Source organism: Bergeyella anatis (assembly GCF_036016955.1).
Classification (GTDB): domain Bacteria; phylum Bacteroidota; class Bacteroidia; order Flavobacteriales; family Weeksellaceae; genus JAYWXI01.
Genome location: NZ_JAYWXI010000001.1, coordinates 12,403 through 34,011, shown reverse-complemented (window position 1 = coordinate 34,011; position 21,609 = coordinate 12,403). Strand labels below are relative to the sequence as shown.

Genomic DNA, 21,609 nt, shown 5'->3' with positions numbered 1-21,609 from the left:
TCTCTATTATTTTTTGGCGTATTTCAACACCTCTAAAACCTCATCAATTTTTGTCTATTGGCTAATCCGCCATGTTGGAAGCCAGCCATTTTCGGGCAAAGTCCACTTCTACCCCTTTTCGGGCAGCATAGTCCGCCAGCTGCTCTTCGGTAATCCTTCCCACACCGAAATACTTGGCTTTCGCATTAGCAAAATAATACCCCGAAACCGACGCCGTTGGAAACATTGCCAAACTCTCCGTCAATGAAACCCCAATGGCCTTTTCCACATCCAAAAGCCGCCAAATGGCATGCTTTTCCAAATGATCCGGACAAGCCGGATACCCCGGAGCAGGACGTATCCCCGTATATTTTTCCGCAATTAATTCCTCATTGCCTAAAGCCTCGTCCGGCGCATACCCCCATTCTTGGGTCCGGATCTTATAATGAAGAAACTCGGCATAAGCCTCCGCCAATCGATCCGCCAAAGCCTTAACCATAATCGAAGAATAATCATCGTGATCGGCTTCGTACTGACGAGCCATCTCGTCCGTCCCAAATCCCGTACTAACGCAAAAAGCCCCAACGTAATCCGTTCGCCCCGAAGATTCAGGAGCCACAAAATCGGAAAGAGCCAAGTAATCCTTCCCCTCCGACTTCTTAATCTGCTGACGCAAGGTATGAAATTTCTCAATCGTATTACCCGATTCATCCTTTATCAAAATATCGTCCCGTTCATCCGAATTCGCCGGAAAAATACCATAAACCGCCTTGGCCGTCAATCGCTTTTCCTTCACTATTTTGGCCAACATAACCTGCGCATCGCGGTAGAGTTCGCTCGCCTGCTCACCCACCACCGCATCCGACAAAATATCGGGAAAACGCCCATGCAAATCCCAACTCCGAAAAAACGGAGACCAGTCAATGAAAGGAAGAAGCTCCTCCAACGGCTGATCCTGAACCACCTGAACCGTTTTAACCCGGGGCTGAGGAAGAAACGCTTTCTCCCAATCTATCAAAGGTTTACGACTTCGCGCAAACGCCAAATCCACGTAATCCTTATCCACCTGACGGCTCAAAAATTTTTCGCGAAAATCCGCATACTCGCTTTTAAGTGCCGAAATATACTCCTGATTCCGCTGACTCAGCAACGAACTGACCACATTAACCGCACGCGACGCATCGTTCACATGAACAACCGCATGCTTGTATTTCGGATCAATCTTCACTGCCGTATGCGCCTTGGATGTAGTTGCCCCTCCAATCAACAAAGGGAAACTCAAATTCTGACGCTCCAACTCGTCGGCAATATGCACCATTTCGTCCAAACTCGGCGTAATCAAACCGCTGAGACCAATGACATCCACCTTCTCCTCTATCGCCGCTTGGATAATCTTTTCCGCCGGAACCATCACCCCAAGATCCACAATCTCATAATTGTTACACCCCAAAACCACACTCACAATATTTTTTCCAATGTCGTGAACATCCCCCTTCACCGTCGCCATCAGCACCCGACCGTTCGACTTTTGGGAAGCATCCTTCTCCGCTTCAATAAACGGCTGGAGATAAGCCACCGCCTTCTTCATCACCCGAGCCGACTTAACCACCTGAGGAAGAAACATTTTGCCACTCCCAAACAAATCGCCCACCACTCCCATACCGGTCATCAAATGCCCTTCTATCACCTCCAAAGGACGAGACACTTCCAAACGAGCCTGCTCCACATCCTCCTCCACAAAACGGTCTATCCCCTTCACCAAAGCATACGTAATACGCTCCTGCAAAGGCTGATCCCGCCAAGAGAGGTCTTCTATTTTTTCCTTTTTAACCGCCTTGTGTTTCTCGGAATAATCCAAAAGCCGCTCCGTAGCATCCTCCCTTCGGTCCAACATCACATCCTCCACAAGTTCCAAAAGGTCTTTCGGAATTTCATCGTAAACCTCTAGCATGGCCGGGTTAACAATCCCCATGTTCATCCCCGCCTTAATCGCATGATACAAAAATACCGAATGCATCGCCTCCCTTACCGTATCGTTCCCCCGAAACGAAAACGACACATTGGAAACCCCGCCACTGACCGAAACATATGGAAGATTCTCCCGAACCCATCGCGTCCCTTCAATAAAATCAATGGCATTGCGCCGGTGTTCTTCCATCCCCGTAGCCACCGGAAAAATGTTAAGATCGAAAATAATATCCTGCGCCGGAAAGCCAACCTTATTCACCAAAATATCGTACGAACGCGCCGCAATCGCTATACGCCGCTCCAACGTATCGGCCTGCCCCACCTCATCAAAAGCCATCACCACCGCCGCCGCACCATAACGCTTAATCGCCTTGGCCTGCTTAATAAACTCTTCTTCCCCTCCCTTCAAACTGATCGAATTCACCACGCACTTCCCCTGAACCACCTGAAGACCAGCTTCCAAAATCTCCCATTTGGAAGAATCTATCATAATCGGTATCCGCGCAATATCCGGCTCCGAAGCAATCAGATTGAGAAATTTCACCATGCAGTATTTGCCGTCAATAAGCCCGTCGTCAAAATTGACGTCCAAAATCTGAGCCCCTCCCTCCACCTGATGGCGGGCAATATCCAATGCCTCGGAAAATTTCTCTTCCTTAATCAACCGCAAAAACTTCTTCGACCCCGCTACATTCGTGCGCTCGCCAACATTGATAAAATTGGATTCCGGCGTAACCACCAAGGGCTCAAGGCCAGAAAGTTTCAAATAATTCATTTCTTTTTTCCTAAAACAACCCCTACGCCTTTAGCATAGGTTTCATTAAACACATTAAACGCAGTGTCTTCCAAAAACCGCGTCCTTACCCTTTCCTCATTTCTCTCGGCGAATAACCCTTTACCAACTCGGCAATGGCCCGAATGTGCGCCGGAGTCGTCCCGCAACACCCTCCAATAATGTTCACCAAGCCCTTCTCTACATAATCCCGAATCTGTTCCGCCATCAATTCGGGAGACTCATCGTACTGCCCGAACGCATTAGGCAACCCCGCATTGGGATAAGCCGAAACATAACAATCCGCATTATTGGACAAAGCCTCCAAATAAGGCGTTAGCTGTCGGGCTCCCAAAGCACAATTTAAACCAATACTCAAAAGCGGCATATGTGAAACCGATATCAGAAACGCTTCCGTCGTCTGCCCACTAAGCGTCCGTCCCGAAGCATCCGTAATCGTCCCCGAAACCATCATCGGAATCCGAATGCCTCGCTCCTCCTGAATCTCATCAATGGCAAAAAGAGCCGCCTTAGCGTTAAGCGTATCGAACACCGTTTCCACCAAGAGAATATCCGCCCCTCCGTTCAAAAGCGCTTCCGCCTGCTGTTTATAAGCCCGGCGTAACTCGTCAAACGTAATGGCCCGATACCCCGGATCATTCACGTCAGGCGATAAAGAAGCCGTCTTATTCGTCGGTCCAATTGCCCCGGCCACAAAACGAGGCTTCTCGGGATTCTGCGCCGTAAACTCATCACAAGCCTCCCTCGCAATACGGGCCGACGCCTCGTTAAGCTCCACCACCAAATCCTCCATGTGGTAATCTGCCATCGCAATCGTCGTCGCCGAAAACGTATTGGTCTCGATAATATCCGCCCCGGCCGCCAAATATTCCCGATGAACCGCCCCAATAATGTCGGGACGCGTAATGGAAAGCAAATCGTTATTCCCCTTCACCGGATAAGGCCAGTCCGCAAACCGCTCTCCCCGATAATCCGCCTCCTCCAAACGATAACGCTGAATCATCGTTCCCATCGCACCATCCAAAATAAGAATACAACGCTCCAAAGCACGGTATAATTGTTCTATCCTATCCATTATCTAAAATTATTTTAAAAAAAACTCCAATCTCCATCCCTTGGGATTGGCGAAAAATTTATTTTTTCAAAAAAAACAACCAAAACTCCCAAAAAAAGGAACGCTGAGCCTATCTAATCCAAGGCTTGAGCCAAATCCGCCAAAATATCCTCCACCTCTTCCAAGCCCACCGAACAACGAACCAATCCCGACGTAATCCCCACTTCCAGACGTTCCGCTTCCGACAACTTGGAATGCGTGGTCGAAGCCGGATGCGTCACTATCGTACGCGTATCACCCAAATTCGCCGACAGCGAACACATTTTAATCTTATTCAAAAATCGACGGCCGCCTTCCACACCTCCCTTCACCTCAAACGCCACAATATTGCCTCCGTGCTTCATCTGACGCTTAGCCACCTCATACCCCGGATGCGAACGTAAAAAAGGGTAACGAACCCGCTCCACCTGAGCGTGTCCCTCCAAAAACGTAGCGACTTTAAGCGCATTTTCGCAATGACGATCAACCCTTAACGCTAAAGTTTCCAAACTCTTACTAAGAACCCAAGCATTAAAAGGAGACATCGCCGGCCCCGTATTTCTGGAGAAAAGATAAATCTCCCGAATAAGATCCGAACGCCCCACAGCCACGCCACCAAGCACCCGACCCTGACCGTCCATAAGTTTCGTCGCCGAGTGCACCACCAAGTCCGCACCATAACGAATCGGCTGCTGTAAATATGGCGTCGCAAAACAATTATCCACGATAAAAATAAGCCCATGCTTCTTGGCCAATTGCCCAAAATACTCCAAATCCAAAATCTCAATCGCCGGATTGGTAGGCGTTTCCAAATAAAGCACCTTGGTATTGGGACGAATAAGCGACTCGACCGACAAGGCATCCTCCGCCTTGAAATAAGAAGTCTCAATGTTCCACTTCGGAAAATATTTGGTGAAAAGCGTATGGGTAGAGCCAAAAACCGACTGGCAACTCACCACATGATCCCCCGCACCAAGCAAAGCCGCCAGCGAAGAGTAAATTGCAGCCATCCCCGTCGCAAAAGCATAACCGCTTTCCGCCCCTTCCATTTGCACCACTTTATCAACAAATTCAGTCACGTTAGGATTACTAAAACGGCTGTATAAATTTTTATCTTTCTCCTCGGCAAAACTCGCCCGCATATCCTCCGCATCTTGAAAAACAAAACTGGAAGTCAGGTAAAGCGGTGTCGAATGTTCATCAAACAATGAACGCTCCGTTTGGGTTCTTATCGCCCGGGTTTGAAAATGATCCATCACTTAGGAATTTAATGTTTAATTTTCTTTATTTTTTATTTCGTCTCACTAAGACGCAAAATATCACCGAAAACACCGCGAGCCGTAACTTTAGCTCCCGCACCCGCCCCCATAATCACAATGGGATTTTCGCCGTAACTCTCCGTATAAATCTCAAAAATAGAGTCCGAGCCCTTAAGCTGCCCCAAAGCCGAATGCGAAGGCACCGAAATCAACTGCACATCCAGCTCGCCTTTCTCCTTCTGCAAATCCCCATGCAAATCCCCCACATAACGCAAAACATTCCCCGGCGATTGAGCCGCCCGAAGCCCCTCGTAAACCTCATCCAACTCCTGCAAACGAGATAAAAAGACCGTTTTATCAACCGTTTGTAAAGACTCCGGAATGAGATTTTGGATGCGAATATCCGAAAATTCGTTCACCAAATCCAACTCCCTGGCAAGAATCAAAAGCTTCCTCGCCACATCATTACCCGAAAGATCCTCCCGCGGATCCGGCTCGGTAAAGCCTTTTTCCATCGCTTCCCGAACAACCGACGAAAACAAAGCCTCCCCTTCGGAAAAACGATTAAAAATATAACTCAAAGACCCCGAAAAAACCCCTTTGATGCGCGTGATATTTTCCCCCGAGAGATGGAGCAATTTTATCGTATCAATCAAGGGCAGCCCCGCCCCTACATTCGTTTCGTAATAATACCTTTTCTTATTTTTATGAAGCAACTGCCTGAACCCTCGATACTCCGCAATCGGCAACGTATTGAACAACTTGTTGCTCGAAACCACATCAAACCCGTTATCGACAAACAAAGGGTAATTCTTGATAAACTCCTCGCTCGCCGTATTATCCACAACGATAAGGTTCTCCAAACTGTGATTTTGAGTAAACTCAATCAGTTTTTCAACGTCGAACACCGTTTGGGAAAAATCAATCTTCTGACGCCAATCGCTGCCAAAACCGCCTTTGTCAAGAGCCATTTTTTTGGAATTGGCAATCGCCACAATCTTCAGTTCGATACGCTTACGAATCAGAATATCGTGCGCCGAATCCAACACCTGCTCGATCAACGTTCCTCCCACATTCCCATGGCCAATCAGAGCCAAATGAACCGTCTTGGGTTTTCCGTAAATTTCCGTTTCAATGATATTTTTGGTAATCTCCGTCTGGTTTTGGGTCACTACCAAATTAACTCTTCCCGCCGAAGCCACCTGATTCAGAAGCAAAGGAAAAATCTTATTGCGCTGCAATTCGGAAAAAATCTTATGGTAATTCTCCGAAACAAAACCAATAACCGAAAGCCCCTTAATCGAATAAACCGCCGTAACCACTCCGCTGGCCTTTTCCTCGGCAAACTCCTCCTCCAACAAATGAACCGCTGCCTCCGCATCTTTCTCGTCCACCAAAACCGACGTCCCATTCTCAATGGCCTGCTGGGAAATAACCCCCACGCTAATCCCGCCATCGTTCAAAGCACGGAAAATTCTGGAGTCTACTCCAATTTGCCCCTGAAAATCCTTCCCTTCAAAATTCACCAAAGCCCGGTGATCGTATATCGCTATTTCGTTCTTATCTGTCATTTTTGTCATTCATTATTTGAATTAATATTTCGTTGAGTTGATCGTATTCCATCAAGAAAGCATCGTGCCCGTGCACCGAAGTCATTTCGTGGTAAAACACCGTTTTCCCCGCATTTTTGAGATACTCATAGGTCTCTTTTATTTCAAAAGCCGGATAAAACAAATCGCTATCCACCGCTAAAAGATGAACCCGGACTTCCACCGCCAAAAGAGATTCTTTCGAAACCTCAATAGTGGTCAAAAGATGGTTCATCAATCGGTAAGCCTCCAAACTAAACCGCTCCCTAAGCCGACGCCCATGAAAATCAAGCCAATCCTGAGACTTCAAAACCCCTCCATCCAACCTCGCCCTCCCAAACCGGCGATTGAGCGAAGCCGGCGTACGGTAGCAAAGCATGGCATGCTGGCGGGCTTTTTCCAAAGGCGATTCTTCACTTTCCAAAAGATACCGTTGAATCAGACACTGCGAATGCAACCAATCGCTCGTCTTATAATCCGTAGCAATGGGAACAAACCTTTCCGTCAAATCGTTTTTCAACGCCAGCATCTCCCAACCAATGGAACCGCCAACAGAGCCTCCAATCAGAGCATAAAGACGACGAACCCCCAAATGCTCCAGTCCCGACAAAAAAAGACGGGCCACATCCCTCGTCGTAAAATCCGCATACGAAGGCAGCAAAAAACCGTCATACCCATTACCAGGCACATTAAAACAAATCACCGTATAGCGATCCGTATCCACCGTTTTGCCAGCCCCCACCAAAGCCGTCCACCAACCGCCTTCTCCCGACACCAAAGAGTTCCCAGTCAAAGCATGGTTTATAAGCACCACCGGTGCCGTATGCAACGGGCGCCCAAACACCTGCCAACTAAGAGGTATTTCGTAATTCTTTCCCGATACCGTACTAAATGAAGGTAACGTAAAACTATGCAGCTCCTTTTCCAATTTTTTAAAATTCTAACCAATTAAAAAAATGAAAATGCCACCAAAAATAAAATAGAGTGAATGTCCGTTATCTTTCCCGCCCGAACACGGATAGAATGTAGCACCTTCTCGTTCAAGAAAACAAGGGTTGCTAAGGCTTCTCAGAGTCTAATCTCTCCACCTTTCTTGATAACATTTCCAAATGATGTAAATGAACTAATCCGCCACAAATATAACCTTTTATTTTGATATGGAAAATCATTTTTACGGACCGGACTCGTTTGAAATGAAATTTTACCCCAAAAGATTTTCCTAAATTTGTGCAAAAGATTTTTGCGCATGGGATTCGATTATTTTGACAGAGTTCGACACCTACGTACCGGTATAAGGGTTTACAGTGATTTGCTCATCGAAAAATCACTGGACGTTTGGAACATCAAAACCAGAATAGGCCTGTTTTTCTTTTCCTTAGCCCTCTCCATCGCCGGCGCCTATTTCCTCTCCCCCGAAGAATTTACCCAAGCCCAAACCTACACTCTTTTCGTCCTGTTTTTTGCCATCCTGCTTTGGGCCACCGAAGCCATCCCGCCCTTTGCCGTGGGCATATTCATCTTAGGCTTCCTCATCTACACCATGCGTAACATCGAAGGGGCCACGGTAAGCCCCGAAGTCATATCCAACACCTGGTCCGACAGTGTGATTTGGATTTTTCTCGGCGGTTTTTTCCTGAGTGAAGGCATGCGGAAAACCAATTTGGACATCTCCCTTTTCAAATTTTCGGTCTCCCTTTTCGGCAACCGCCCCAAATTCCTTCTCCTAGGAATTATCGTGGTTACCTCCATCCTCTCGCTCATCATCTCCAATACCGCCACCGCTGCCATGGTGCTGGCCTCCGTGATGCCTCTATTGGATAACGAAGGAAAAAAATCGCCCATCGCCAAAGCCATCCTCATAAGCATCCCCGTAGCAGCTACTTTTGCCGGCATGGCCAGCTTGATTTCTTCTCCCCCCAACCTCATCGTCGTGGACTCTCTAAAATCCAAAGGCTTCGATATTTCCTTTAACGACTGGATGGTTTTGGGACTCCTTCCTGCCGTCCTCCTTTTAGCCGGTTTTTGGTACAGCGTCACCAAAAAATACCTTAAAGACACCCGTCCCGTCGATTTGTCTTTTTTGGACGTCCGCATCATCAAAACCAAAAAAATGAGGCTTCAAAGGCTCTTTGTGATTTCCATCCTGCTGATTACCGTTTTCTTTTGGATGATGGGCCACCAATGGCATATCCCAACCTCCGGAACCGCCCTGATCCCCATCATGTTTCTCCCAATGCTGGGGGTAATTACCGCCGAAGACGTCCGAAAACTACCTTGGGACACCCTCATGCTCGTAGCCGGAGGATTGGCTTTAGGTATTGCCATCAAAGAACTCTTAGCGCCTTATTTTTCCACCTACCTCTCCAGTTTTCAATTCAATAAAATCGTTATGATGATGATCTTCGGGGTAACTACCATCATCTTCTCGAACATCATGAGCAGTACGGCTACCGCCACCATCATCATCAACATCGCCGCCGTGGTACTGCCTGCCTCTCAAATTCTTCCCGTTGCTCTCGTGGTGGGTTTATGCTCTTCGTGCGGGCTTTTTCTCCCCGTTTCCACTCCACCCAATGCCATCGTGTTCGGTACGGGAATGCTGAAGCAGTCGGATTTTCATCTCGGAGGAATTTACGGTGGCGTCGTAGGACTAGCCATCGCCATCTTGTGGATTCTGTTTCTGGATTACTTTACCCCATTCACGACCTCCTTAATCATGGGATAACCCACAAACCCGCTTCAGCAAAAACATTCCAAAAGGCATTTGGTAAAATTATTTTACCTTCGCAGATTAAAATGCCGAAAAATGAATGCTGAAAAAGAACGACTAAACCACCCCGAGTGGAAAACTTGGGGACCTTATATTAGCAACAGACAATGGGGAACCGTAAGGGAAGATTACAGTACCGACGGCAATGCATGGGGCTACACCACCTACCACGATGCCCTAAGCCGAACCTACCGCTGGAGCGAAGACGGCATCGCCGGAATATGCGACGACAAACAAAGACTTTGCTTCGCCTTCGCCTTTTGGAACCGAAAAGATCCGTTTATTAAGGAACGCTTTTTCGGGCTCAGTAATCATCAAGGAAACCACGGGGAAGACCTCAAAGAAATCTTCTATTATCTGGACAATACCCCCACCCACTCCTACATGAAGATGGTATACAAATACCCCATCATGGCTTTCCCTTACGACGAACTCATCCACGAAAATGCCCAACGGGGAAAAACCGATCCGGAATACGAACTCGCCGACACGGGTATTCTGAACGACAGCAAATACTTCGACCTCTTCATCGAGTATGCCAAAATAAACCACGACGACATCTTGATTCGCGTAACCGCCATTAACCGCAGCAAAGAAAAAGCCCCGCTAGTGATCCTTCCAACCCTATGGTACCGCAACAACTGGGCATGGGGCTACGGCAACTACAAACCCAACCTAAAAAGCAGCCGCCCCAGCGAAATCGCTATTGAACACGACGGCATCGAAATGAAAAAATTCTATGCCCGTACCCCCGATACCCAAGCTTTATTCTGCGAAAACGAAACCAATACCCCGAAGCTATTCGATACGCCATCGGAAAATCTTTTCTTTAAAGACGGTATCAACGACCATATCGTTCACGGCCAAGCAAGCATCAACCCCGAAAACCACGGCACAAAAGCCGCTTTTTTGATCGAAACCGAACTGAATCCCGGAGAAAGCAAAACCTTTGATTTCCGGTTAAGTCCCCACGACATGGACAATGCCTTTTACGATTTCGACGAAGTATTTGACACCCGAAAAAAAGAAAGCAACGCCTTTTACGCCGAACTCCAAAAGGACCTGACCAACGAAGAAGAAAAAAACATCCAAAGACAAGCCTTTGCCGGTCTTTTATGGAACAAACAATTTTATTACTACAACCTCTCCAAATGGTTGAAAGGCGACCCCAATTACCCCGTACAAAGAAACTTTGAACACCACGTAAGAAACAGAGATTGGGCGCATATGCAGAACAAAGATATCATTTCCATGCCGGACAAATGGGAGTATCCTTGGTTCGCCACCTGGGATTTGGCGTTCCATTGCGTTCCTTTTGCCCTATTGGATGCCGATTTTGCAAAGCATCAACTCAAACTCCTGACCAAAGAATGGTACATCCATCCCAACGGCCAACTGCCCGCTTACGAATGGGATTTCAGCGATGTTAATCCGCCCGTTCACGCCTGGTCCACCTTCAGGGTATTTAAAATTGACGAAAAATTCAACGGAAAACCCGATCTCGTTTTTCTAGAGAGCGTCTTTCAAAAACTCCTGCTCAATTTCACTTGGTGGGTAAACCGAAAAGACAAAACCGGAAAAAACATCTTCGGCGGAGGATTCCTAGGTTTGGACAATATCGGAGCCTTTGACCGAAACATGGAACTCCCCAACGGCCAACACCTTGAGCAAGCCGACGGAACCAGCTGGATGGCCATGTTCGCCCTGAATATGATGCGCATTTCCATGGAGCTTGCCCTCTACAACCCCGTCTACGAAGACATGGCGATAAAATTTTTCGAACACTACCTCTATATCGCCGAAGCCATGGAAAACATCACCCAAAAAGAAGGCGGACTATGGGATGAACAAGACGGCTTTTTCTACGACGTCCTGCAAAACAAACACGGACAACCCATCACCATGAAGCTCCGAAGCATCGTCGGATTAATCCCCATGTTTGCCGTTGAAATCATCGACCACAAAATGCTGGAGCGCCTCCCCAATTTCACTTCGCGGATGGACTGGATTTTGAAAAACAAACCCCAACTCGCCAACCTCGTTTCCCATTGGGAAGTGGAGGGCAAAGGAAGAAAACACCTCCTGAGCATCCTGAGAAAAACCCGTTTGAAAAAAATCCTTTCAAGAATGCTGGACGAGAAAGAATTTCTCTCCGACTACGGCATCCGTTCCATGTCAAAAATCTATGAAAACGCCCCGTTCGAATTCGAAATCGACGGAAACAAATACACCGTAAACTATCTTCCCGCCGAAAGCGACAGCCGCATGTTCGGAGGCAACAGCAACTGGAGAGGTCCGATATGGTTCCCCATCAATTTCCTCATCGTGGAAAGCCTCCAGCGTTTCCATTATTACTATGACGACAGTCTTCAAGTGGAATTTCCCACAGGAAGCGGCGAAGTAAAAAACCTGGAATACATCGCCCAAAACCTTAGCGAACGACTCCAAGCCCTTTTCAAAAAAGATTCGGACGGAAAACGCCCCTTCAACGGAGGTCGTCCGCTGTTCGATCACGACGAACACTTCCGAGATTACATCATGTTTTACGAATATTTTCACGGAGACAACGGGCGAGGCGTAGGCGCCTCCCATCAAACCGGATGGACCGCCACCGTAGCCAAACTCATCCACCCAAGACTGCAATAAATAAAAAAGGACGCCTCATAAAAGCGTCCTTTTTTTAGTCATAGCCGAGCTCGCAACTTAAAGAACCTCTGCCCCATTCACAAACACACGGTAAACCACCTCCACGTTAGGCTCCAAAGTCTTCGATACCGAACAGTATTTATCAAACGATAATTCTGCCGCCTTCAAAGCCTTGGAAGGTTCAACCTCGCCATCAATAAAAAATTTAACCGTCATCTTTTTGAAGGGCTTAGCTTCTCCTTCCTGCAAACGCTCGCCTTCCACCTCCGCCGAAAAAGAAGCAATAGACTGGCGTTGCTTCTTCAAAATAGAAACCACGTCAATCCCGCTGCATCCTGCCACAGCCATCATCACACTCTCCATAGGCGAAACCCCCTTGGCATTCGCCTGACTCGTATTATCCAACAAAATTGAGTTACCCGCACTATTTGTGCATTCGAATAAAAAATTATCGTCGATTCGGTTAAGCTTAATAATCATTTCTACAATTTAGAGTTAAGTTAATATTCCTTATTACAGCATCCCTCGGGATTTAATTTCCAAATATTTATTAATAACCTCAATGTTAAGGTTTTCCGGCTTCGTATAAACCGCGGATATCCCGTACTTACGAAGCTCCTGAATAATCAGTTTTTTCTCGTACTCAAACTTCTCGGCAATAATTTTATCGTAAATTGCCTGCTCCGTCTTAGGATGAGAATCCAAAAGCTCCTGCAGTTCCGTATTCTTAAAGAACACCACGACCAGCAAATGATTTTTGGCTATGCCTCGAAGATAATTCATTTGACGGCGAAGTCCGTCCAAGGTTTCAAAATTAGTAAACAAAAGCATAAGGCTCCGCTGTCCCACACTCATACGGACATCCTGATAAAGACGACCAAAATCACTCTCCTCAAAATTCGTTTGCACCTTATACAGCGTCTCGGAAATTTTACGAAGCTGATCCGGTTTGTGATCCGCCGCCACCTTGTTCTCCGCCTTTCGGGCAAAAGTCATCACGCCCGCACGATCCCCTTTGCGAAGCACAATATGAGAAAGCGCCATCACCGCATTAATCGAATAGTCCAAAAGACTAAGCCCCTCAAAAGGCATTTGCATCGTTCGCCCCTTGTCCACCAAAAGGTAAATGCGCTGGGATTTTTCGTCCTGATACTGGTTAACCATCAAACGATTCTGTTTCGAGGTGGCCTTCCAGTTAATGGTCCGAATATCATCCCCTTGAACATATTCTTTGATTTGTTCAAATTCCAAAGTATGCCCCAAACGCCGAATTTTCTTGATTCCACCAAGTAAAAACTCGTTCTGAAGCGCCATAAGCTCATATTTCCGCAAATGAACAAACGACGGATAACAAGGCAAAGCCTCCGACCTCCCAAAAACAAAACGCCTGGCCAAAAGCCCCAAAGGCGAACTCACAAAAACATTAAGCCCTCCAAACTCATAAACCCCGCGAGACTTAGGGTAAAGCTCGTATTGAAAAGTCCCTCCACTCCTTGCTTTAAGAGTCATTTCCATGAAAAAGTCTCTTTTCTGAAACTGAAAAGGAAGCTCGTCAATCCCTCTGACCTTTACCGCAAAAGGATAGCGACTCATCAAATCAATCTTAACCGTATTGGCATCCCCATTGGAAAGTTTCTCCGGTAAAAGACGCTCCGCCTTCACCAAAGCATCCCGCCCGAAAAACAAAAGCATCGCATCCGCCAAAACCAAAACAAGAATACCAAAAAGCAACGCATGAGCCCCCCAAAGCCCCTGAGGATAAAAGAAAGCCAAAACATACCCAAGCCCGGCAATAAACAAGGCCAAATACAAGCGGCTATTGACAAATAAATTTTTCAAAATACAGTCCTATAGTCCAACCCAATCCCTATCTCGGAATTTCTATACTTTCCACAATTTGACGGATAATCTCATCAGCCGTCAAACCTTCCATTTCCCGCTCCGGCGAAACCATGATCCGATGCCTCAACACCGCATAACTGGCTTCCCTAATATCTTCAGGCGTCACAAAATCCCGACCCCGAACCGCCGCAAAAGCCTTTGAAGCAGTAAGAAGAGCCAAACTCGCTCTCGGCGAAGCCCCTAAATACAAAAACTGATTTTCGCGGGTATTAACTACAATTTTTGCAATGTACTCCAAAAGATGAGGCTCCACCACCACTTCCTGAACCTTCTTTTGATAAGCCTTCAACTGAGCCGAAGTCATCACCGGTTTTACCACCGTCGTCTTATCCTCCAACCGGTTATCGTGCTGATTCTGAATAATGCTAATCTCCTGGGCCAAATCCGGATAGCCTACATTAATTTTAAACAAAAACCGGTCAAGCTGCGCCTCCGGCAAACGATAAGTTCCCTCATGTTCAACCGGATTTTGAGTCGCAATGACCAAAAACGGCTCCTGCATCTCATAACGCACCCCGTCCATCGTTATCTGCCGCTCTTCCATCACCTCAAACAACGCCGCCTGCGTCTTAGCCGGCGAACGGTTAATCTCGTCAATCAAAACAAACCCCGAAAAAATCGGCCCTTTCTTGAACTCGAATTCCGACGTCTTCATATTGAAAACCGACGTCCCCAAAATATCCGATGGCATCAGATCCGGCGTAAACTGAATCCGACTGAAATCCACCTCTACCGCACGGGCCAGCAGCTTTGCCGTCACCGTTTTAGCCACACCGGGAACCCCATCGATAAGAACATGACCATTAGACAAAAGCGCAACCAAAAGATGCTCCACCATCGGCGTCTGCCCCACAATCACTTTCGCAATCTCCGCTTTTACCTTATCCAAACTCATCCGCATTTCCTCCATATCAATCCGAGAAACAAATTCCGAAGCCCCCTCTTGCGAAGAAAGCCCCGCCTGAGTTCCATGATGTTGTTCAAAATTTTCCATTTTTCTTATGCTTATTTTTTTATTTCTAACGGCCACTACGGATTCAAAATTCCGTCCAGCAAATCGTTAATCCTCCCCAAATCCTCCCGTCGAACCAATGCCTGAGGATCTTGTGCTTTCTTAATCAAAAGAACCGCCTCTTTTATTTTTTCGGTAGGCGCCCCTGTTTTTAAATGCAGCTTTTGAACAAAGTCTTCGTCCAAACGCCTCGTATCCAAAAACAACTCCTGCCGCACACGGTAAAGAAAATACTGCGATTTTTTCGCCATCATGTCATGAAAATCACCCTCCTGAAGATACAAATTCCCTATACTCTGTACAAACTCCAACGATTTGTTTTTCAACGGTTCAATCACCGGTATAACGCGCTGCTTACGCTTAGCCGTAAAAAACACAAACACCAGCAAGCCCACCAAAAACAGCCACCAAGCATACCTAAGCGGAGGATTATTCAGGATATAGCGCATGGGCGAATTCGACTCTCCCAACGATGCCCCACCCTGCACAAACCAAACCGTACGACGAGCAGGCAGATAGGAAAACACATCCTGCAAATACCTCTCACTGCCTTTCTGCTCCAGCAGGTAGTAATTCGTTAAAAAAAGCGGCTCCGAGTGAAGATAAAAAACGCCTTTCCCATAATTAACCTTAATGAAATTAGCCTGATCCGTATTATTTTTCTCCTTTATCTTCCCCAAAATTTGATGCCTCTGGTCAATCGACACAAACCCTTGCCCGGAAGGCAGTTTATCCAAAACCAAAGAATCCGCCCCCCACTTCACATCCGTCAGCGCAAGCGTTTGGGTTTCCTCAAAAGCAATATTCGACTGATGAAACTTCAGCGCATTGCTGAGTGTCTCGGAAAAATCCTCCGAAATCAACATGACCGAAGCCCCCTTAGACGCCTGATCCAAAATTTTCGTCCAAGACATTTCGTCTATCGATGAGGCGATGACCAAAATATTATGATCCGACTCCGTCTTCTGCTTACTGTAGTAATCGAAAGGAGATTGCATCTGACGCTCCAACCGATTTCCAAACAAACGGTCCGCCTCCCGATCAAAAACATAAAGACCGAAAGGCGTTTTCTCACCAACATCAAAGTTCTTGCGCCAATCTATCACCTCGGATTTTCCCAACTGCAACACCACAAGAAGCCCCAGCATCACCGCAAACAAAACCAAATATAATTTGAACGTCTTATTCATGTTTTCCTTTCTCTCCTTGTTTTTAGATTACAAAATCCGAAAAATCCGCCGCGTATTTTTCATACTGACTCCGCTCAAGGGAAAATTCTCCGTACCAAACATAATCAAACACCCTCGAAAGTCGCGCAAAATCCCGCTGTTTAGGATGGCCGGCTAATTCCTCCACATAATCCCTATTGGTTTTATCCGGCATCCATTCCAAAACCCCTCTGTCCGTCATCTTCTTTAGCACGTAAAGAAACTGGTAGCGCACAGCCCTACGAAAATCCCCCTTACGCTCATAAGCCAAAATTTGCTCCGGAAAGTTAATCTCATGAATATTTTCGTCCAACACCTGCCCCTCCGATACAACCGTCGCATTTTTCCGCCCCCAAAACCATCCCCCTTGCTTGCCATAAAAATAACGAACCAAAAAGTAAATCACCAATCCCGTAATAACCACCGCCAAAATTCGAACAACCCATTCGGCCAATTTACCAGCTTCAAAAGGAGCTCGATCCCCAAAAATAAAATGAAGAAGTTTATTCAGACGTCGCTCGATTTTTTCCCAAAGCGACTCCTTTGGTTTAACACTTCTGTAATCGTATTCCTCGCCCTTGTAACGCGCTCTAAAATCGGCGTCCAACACTCTCGCTTCCACTTTGCTCTCCGTAGTCGGATGCTCTGCCAACAAAGAATCCGCCGGCAAAAGCCTAAAGGATGATGAGGAGTCTACAACCCCACTCCCCTGCCCGTAACAAAGCAAAGTACCGCAGAAAAAAACAAAGAAAAACAACCTGCTAAAACGCATTGCCTATAGTTTCTATTTCGTCGATTTGTTTCGTCCGGTGCAAGTCCTCCCGACTATCGTAATACATCAGCCCCGCATTAACGTAAATAAGATTGGAAAGAATAAACGAAACCAAAATACCCACACCGTAAATCACCACCAGCAAAATCACCATCAGCATAGACTCATCGCCTTCAAAGGATGAAGTACTATTGGGAAACAAAACATTCCCTCCCAAAAGCAAGAATATAGGAATCGTGGTAAAAACCGAAGTGATTACCTGAATAATCATATACAGCGAAAGGCTGGAACCCACGTATTTCCAAAACGGTCCCTTTCGGCGAACATCCCTGTAAGAGTATTGCGCTTTGACCGCATAACTCAAAGAAGCAAAAAAGCCCCTTTTGGTGTGCAGGTAATCGAAAATAATGAAATTAGTCGTATTAAGCATCAAAGGCAAAAGCAACAGCAACAGAAAAAGACCAATAATAATGAATATCAAAAGGTAAGCAATACCGAACACTATCATCATTATCGGAAAAACAACAAAACATAAGCCGAGAAACATCACCAGCAAACGCCCGAAATTCCGTTTGAGATCGCCCAAAATCTGATCGGCCGTTATCACCTTATTTCCCGTCTCGGACAAACGCTTCATATAGAACACCGGATAAGAATAATTAACCAGCATCAACGCCAAGAAAAGCAGAAAAAGCAATCCCGTCACCAAAATCAACATCCACTGATTTTCCTGAAAATAGGATTCGAAATAGTAGTTTTGCCCCGCAACGTTTCCTTCAAAAATCTGGGCAAAAAATTCACCGTAACCCACCGCAAATAAAGCCACCATGGCGATCAAAAGAAGCCCATTAATCAAAAAATAGTTTTTAAAATAATTTTTTCCGTTCTCTTTAAAAAAAGCAAACGTGTCCCCTACCAAGGCTCCAAAATCCCTGTGTTTATAAAATTCCATGCGATTTAATTTTTTTCACGACCCGAAAAGGATATACAAAATAGTAATATGCTATCAAAAATAGACAACCGAAAATAATAGTCAAACTAAGCCCTAACGGCATTTGCATGGCATAACGGGTCACATACCCTTCAATAATGCCAGCCGTAACCGTAAAAGGAACCGTACTAAGAAACAATTTGAAAGAATCCCTAAACCCCATCTTAAACGAAGCCAATCGGGAATACGATTTGGGAAAAAGAATGGAAGCTCCTAAAACCAATCCTGCCGCCGCTTCCACAACCATACTGAAAATTTCGAAAACCCCATGCAACCAAATCCCCTTTGCACTGGCGCCAAGCACACCGTACTCGTGAAAAAAATACTGAAATGCCCCCAACATGATGGCGTTCTGAAGCAAAACAAACAACGTCCCCACACCGCCGAAAATACCATACGTGTACATTTTGGCGCCGACAACCAGGTTATTGGCTGTAATTCCCACGGCACTTCCCCAATTGGACCCGCTGCTGTAGACGTCTATAGGGTTGCCTTTTTTGATATTCTCAATGGTCATATTGACATAAGAATCTCCCAAAATAAGATTAACAAACGTCTTGTCGTTTGCCGCCGAGATAACTCCTATCAAAGTAAAAATAAAGAAAAATGCAAAGGCCGTATACAGAAAATAACGGTACTGATAAACCAACAGCGGCACTTCCGTTTCAAAAAAATACCGCAGCCGATTGCGCTCCATTCGGCGGGTTTTGTAAATTTTCTGAAAAATGCGGGCGCTAAGATCATTCAAATAAACCGTCACCTTACTTTTGGGGTAATACGTCTGCGCATAAGCCAAATCATTCACCAAATTAATGTACAATGACGACAAGTCGTCGGGATTTTTTTTCACTTTTCCCTGAACGACTTGCTCGATTCCCAACCATTTTTCTTTATTTTGCTTTATAAAAGCGACCTCTCTCATAACTATGCTGCTAAAATAGTAAAAATATGAATTCCATCGTCATAAATACGTCTCAAAATGTAGGCATCAATTTCCATATTGCCAGCATCGGCGAAAGAATGCTTGCTTTCGTCATCGACATGCTCATTAAAGGGGCTTATTTGTTGTTCATGTACCTTCTTTTGTTTCAATTTTTGAAACTTCAAAACTATTTCCATCTCGAAGACGAATGGTCCGTCGCCGCCTTCCTGATTATCCTTACCTTGCCCATCCACCTCTACACCTTGGTCTGCGAAAGTCTGATGGAAGGCCAAACTTTCGGAAAAAAAATAACCAAAATAAAGGTGGTGAAAATCGACGGTTATCAAGCCAGTTTTGGGGATTATCTTATGCGGTGGATTTTCCGCCTTGTCGATATCTATTCCAACGGAGGCGTGGTGGGACTTCTTTCGGCCATCATCTCGAAACACAACCAAAGATTGGGCGACTTAGCCACCGGAACCGCCGTTATTTCCCTAAAACACAAAGCCGCCATTTCCCAAACCATCTTGGAAAACCTTACCGAAGATTACCAGCCCTCATTCCCACAGGTTTTGGCTCTGAGCGACAACGATCTTAGAATCATCAAAGACCATTACCAAAAAGCCCTGAAAAACGACGACAACATCATCATCAACAAACTGACCCAAAAAATCGTAGAAACCCTAAAACTGGATGCCGAAAAAATACCGTTGACCCAGCGGCAATTCATTGCCACCATCATAAAAGATTACAGCTACTATACCGGAAAAGATGCCGCAGAGGGCAAACCACAATCGTTACAGACCAAATAATCAAAAACCTAAATAAGAATTATGACATTCACCAATCACCAATCCGGCAACGGAGGCTTCATCACATTAGAAAACAGCACCGAAGAGGTGGGGCGTCTTACTTACACCCTTTTTCCCGAAGAAAATAAAATAGTGGTTTCCTTCGTCCTGGTACATCCTCAGTTCGAAGGGCAAGGCATGGGGAAATTATTAGTGGAAGAAAGCATTAAGTTCGCCCGTGAAAACCAATGGAAAATCTACCCTCATTGTTCTTACGCCCGTTCGGTAATGACCCGAATGGAAGGTTTGGACGATTTGTTACTCCTAAACTAACAAAACGCCGGCATGCGTTGCATGCCGGCGTTTTTATCACTCTTTTATCATTCGTTAATCCTGAGTCTAAAGCTGGTTCATCAGGGCTTCCGTAATTTCCATATTGTGGTAAACGTTTTGCACGTCATCGTCTTCCTCGAAACGTTCCAACATCTTCATATTCGCTTTAAACTGCTCTTCGTTCACCTCTTTGGTGTTGTTAGGAATCCGTTGAAGTTCAGCACTTTTGGCCTCAATACCAAGTTCATCCAATTTATGGGAAAGCGACCCAAAATCCTCAAAAGCCGTCGTCACCATAACTTCCTCCTCATCCGAATCGATTTCCTCGGCTCCACCGTCAATCATTTCCATTTCAAAATCGTCCCAATCCATGGTGATTTTCGATTTTTCGATGGTAAAAATCCCTTTTCGGTCAAAAATAAAAGCCAATTCTCCATTCTTCCCGAGATTACCGTCAAATTTATTAAATACCGCTCTCACATTGGCCACCGTCCTGGTCGTGTTATTCGTAGTGCACTCCACAAAAAAAGCCACGCCGCCCTGGCCGTACCCTTCATAAGTAACTTCTTCATAATTTTCCGCATCGGCTCCGCTGGCCTTCTTTATCGCCCGCTCTACATTATCTTTCGGCATATTCGCCCCTTTGGCATTCTGAATGCAGCGCCGTAACGCCGGGTTGGAATCCGGATCCGGTCCGCCGGCTTTCACCGCTAACGCAATATCCTTACCGATCTTAGAAAATGTTTTGGCCATCTTGTCCCAACGGGCCATTTTGGAAGCCTTCCTGTATTCAAACGCGCGTCCCATAGTTCAAAATTTAGACGGCAAAAATAATGAAATTTTGAACACCGCGAAAAAATGTTTCCTCCTCAAAAAAGAACAAAACCTAAGTCCCCTTTCCAATCTTCACAAAAAAGAATAGCCTTACTTTATTTGCCCGAACCCAACGTAATTTCCAAATCCGAATTCACCTCCTTTACCGAAGTGTATTTCGCATCGCAAATGGACGTGGTTAAAGTGTACTTTCCTTTGTCCAGTAAAATATAATTATCGTTCTGCGCCGGCACTGTCAGATTATAGAACTTTTTTCCGCTGATTTTCAGAACCAAATTGCATTTCGAACGATTTCGGATATGCAAATACGCCTGCCGACTATTGGAATTATTGTTAAGCAAATGCGTGAGGATTTCGGCGGTACGCTGGTCTTTTTCACTCACTCCCGATCCTTTTTTCGCTTGCGAAGCCACCTCTTTTCTGTTAATCGGTTCCACCTTGGGTTTGGCCACCGCACTGTTTCCGCCATTAATCATCGCATAGAGTTTCCGTTTAAACTCAGGGGTTTTCTCGTGATCCGGATTGTTTTTAACAAAGTTAGCCACCACCTTGGGATCCGTGGTTTTTTCCACCTGCTCCACCGTATAATTTTGAGCAGAAAAAGCCACCGAAAAGAACACGACCATCAAAAAAAGTATTTTCTCAAACATCCTCGAAAAGTTTTAGATTTAGAGATTGAACGCAAAAAGTCCGTTTTTAGTTTACGTTTAATTTATTATCTTTGCAGCGCTCAAAAACGAGGCCAAT

The 21,609-nt window shown here is 45.8% G+C and carries 18 protein-coding genes and 1 riboswitch; of the genes, 4 read left to right on the top strand and 14 right to left on the bottom strand.

The window, feature by feature from the left end; translation table 11 throughout:
* Positions 1-61 precede the first annotated feature (61 nt).
* The 5 genes from metH to VQ048_RS00115 all read right to left on the bottom strand — a co-directional run bounded on the left by metH (position 62) and on the right by VQ048_RS00115 (position 7,609).
* Positions 62-2,722 (bottom strand): methionine synthase, encoded by a 2,661-nt coding sequence (gene metH, locus VQ048_RS00135; protein ID WP_327609659.1) that lies wholly within the window; start codon positions 2,720-2,722, stop codon positions 62-64.
* 85 nt (positions 2,723-2,807) lie between these two features.
* Positions 2,808-3,815: a homocysteine S-methyltransferase family protein gene (locus VQ048_RS00130; RefSeq protein ID WP_327609658.1), complete on the bottom strand. Its 1,008-nt coding sequence runs from the start codon at positions 3,813-3,815 to the stop codon at positions 2,808-2,810.
* 113 nt (positions 3,816-3,928) lie between these two features.
* The gene (locus VQ048_RS00125; protein ID WP_327609657.1) at positions 3,929-5,089 is read right to left on the bottom strand and encodes a trans-sulfuration enzyme family protein; all 1,161 of its coding nucleotides are present in this window, start codon (positions 5,087-5,089) and stop codon (positions 3,929-3,931) included.
* A 35-nt stretch (positions 5,090-5,124) separates the two neighbouring features.
* Positions 5,125-6,663: an ACT domain-containing protein gene (locus VQ048_RS00120; RefSeq protein ID WP_327609656.1), complete on the bottom strand. Its 1,539-nt coding sequence runs from the start codon at positions 6,661-6,663 to the stop codon at positions 5,125-5,127.
* Positions 6,653-7,609: an alpha/beta fold hydrolase gene (locus VQ048_RS00115; RefSeq protein ID WP_327609655.1), complete on the bottom strand. Its 957-nt coding sequence runs from the start codon at positions 7,607-7,609 to the stop codon at positions 6,653-6,655. Before VQ048_RS00115 ends, VQ048_RS00120 begins: the two co-directional genes overlap by 11 nt.
* Before the next feature lie 64 nt (positions 7,610-7,673).
* A riboswitch (SAM riboswitch) is annotated at positions 7,674-7,784 on the bottom strand.
* Positions 7,785-7,927: 143 nt separating this feature from the next.
* On the opposite strand from VQ048_RS00115, the gene VQ048_RS00110 reads away from it, so the two are divergent.
* Together VQ048_RS00110 and VQ048_RS00105 are read left to right on the top strand one after the other, a co-directional pair.
* Positions 7,928-9,406 carry an SLC13 family permease gene (locus VQ048_RS00110; protein WP_327609654.1) on the top strand — a complete coding sequence of 493 codons (1,479 nt, stop codon included), beginning with the start codon at positions 7,928-7,930 and terminating at the stop codon, positions 9,404-9,406.
* 81 nt (positions 9,407-9,487) lie between these two features.
* Positions 9,488-12,097: an MGH1-like glycoside hydrolase domain-containing protein gene (locus VQ048_RS00105; RefSeq protein WP_327609653.1), complete on the top strand. Its 2,610-nt coding sequence runs from the start codon at positions 9,488-9,490 to the stop codon at positions 12,095-12,097.
* A gap of 57 nt (positions 12,098-12,154) precedes the next feature.
* Here VQ048_RS00105 and VQ048_RS00100 read toward each other — a convergent pair whose 3' ends face one another.
* The 7 genes from VQ048_RS00100 to VQ048_RS00070 are packed head-to-tail and all read right to left on the bottom strand — an operon-like array spanning position 12,155 to position 18,904.
* Positions 12,155-12,577: an OsmC family protein gene (locus tag VQ048_RS00100; protein ID WP_327609652.1), complete on the bottom strand. Its 423-nt coding sequence runs from the start codon at positions 12,575-12,577 to the stop codon at positions 12,155-12,157.
* Between the two features lie 33 nt (positions 12,578-12,610).
* Positions 12,611-13,936: a DUF58 domain-containing protein gene (locus VQ048_RS00095; RefSeq protein ID WP_327609651.1), complete on the bottom strand. Its 1,326-nt coding sequence runs from the start codon at positions 13,934-13,936 to the stop codon at positions 12,611-12,613.
* A gap of 28 nt (positions 13,937-13,964) precedes the next feature.
* Entirely contained in the window at positions 13,965-14,993 is a 1,029-nt protein-coding gene (locus VQ048_RS00090) for an AAA family ATPase (protein WP_442872801.1), read from the bottom strand.
* A 35-nt stretch (positions 14,994-15,028) separates the two neighbouring features.
* A complete protein-coding gene (locus VQ048_RS00085; RefSeq protein WP_327609650.1) occupies positions 15,029-16,201 on the bottom strand; it encodes a DUF4350 domain-containing protein in 1,173 nt (390 codons plus the stop codon).
* Between the two features lie 22 nt (positions 16,202-16,223).
* Positions 16,224-16,991 carry a DUF4129 domain-containing protein gene (locus VQ048_RS00080; RefSeq protein WP_327609649.1) on the bottom strand — a complete coding sequence of 256 codons (768 nt, stop codon included), beginning with the start codon at positions 16,989-16,991 and terminating at the stop codon, positions 16,224-16,226.
* Positions 16,981-17,943: a DUF4013 domain-containing protein gene (locus VQ048_RS00075; RefSeq protein ID WP_327609648.1), complete on the bottom strand. Its 963-nt coding sequence runs from the start codon at positions 17,941-17,943 to the stop codon at positions 16,981-16,983. The genes VQ048_RS00080 and VQ048_RS00075 overlap by 11 nt, the downstream gene beginning before the upstream one ends.
* The gene (locus tag VQ048_RS00070; RefSeq protein WP_327609647.1) at positions 17,930-18,904 is read right to left on the bottom strand and encodes a stage II sporulation protein M; all 975 of its coding nucleotides are present in this window, start codon (positions 18,902-18,904) and stop codon (positions 17,930-17,932) included. Before VQ048_RS00070 ends, VQ048_RS00075 begins: the two co-directional genes overlap by 14 nt.
* A 26-nt stretch (positions 18,905-18,930) precedes the next feature.
* On the opposite strand from VQ048_RS00070, the gene VQ048_RS00065 reads away from it, so the two are divergent.
* Both VQ048_RS00065 and VQ048_RS00060 read left to right on the top strand, forming a co-directional pair.
* Positions 18,931-19,716 carry an RDD family protein gene (locus VQ048_RS00065; RefSeq protein ID WP_327609646.1) on the top strand — a complete coding sequence of 262 codons (786 nt, stop codon included), beginning with the start codon at positions 18,931-18,933 and terminating at the stop codon, positions 19,714-19,716.
* Between the two features lie 21 nt (positions 19,717-19,737).
* Positions 19,738-20,028, top strand: a complete 291-nt coding sequence (locus tag VQ048_RS00060) for a GNAT family N-acetyltransferase (RefSeq protein WP_327609645.1) — start codon at positions 19,738-19,740, stop codon at positions 20,026-20,028.
* Positions 20,029-20,094: 66 nt separating this feature from the next.
* Here the strand turns inward: VQ048_RS00060 and VQ048_RS00055 are convergent, their stop codons facing one another.
* Complete coding sequence (locus tag VQ048_RS00055) at positions 20,095-20,835, bottom strand: YebC/PmpR family DNA-binding transcriptional regulator (RefSeq protein ID WP_327609644.1); 741 nt, start codon at positions 20,833-20,835, stop codon at positions 20,095-20,097.
* A gap of 122 nt (positions 20,836-20,957) precedes the next feature.
* Positions 20,958-21,512 carry a DUF6759 domain-containing protein gene (locus tag VQ048_RS00050; protein ID WP_327609643.1) on the bottom strand — a complete coding sequence of 185 codons (555 nt, stop codon included), beginning with the start codon at positions 21,510-21,512 and terminating at the stop codon, positions 20,958-20,960.
* Between the last annotated feature and the right edge of the window lie 97 nt (positions 21,513-21,609).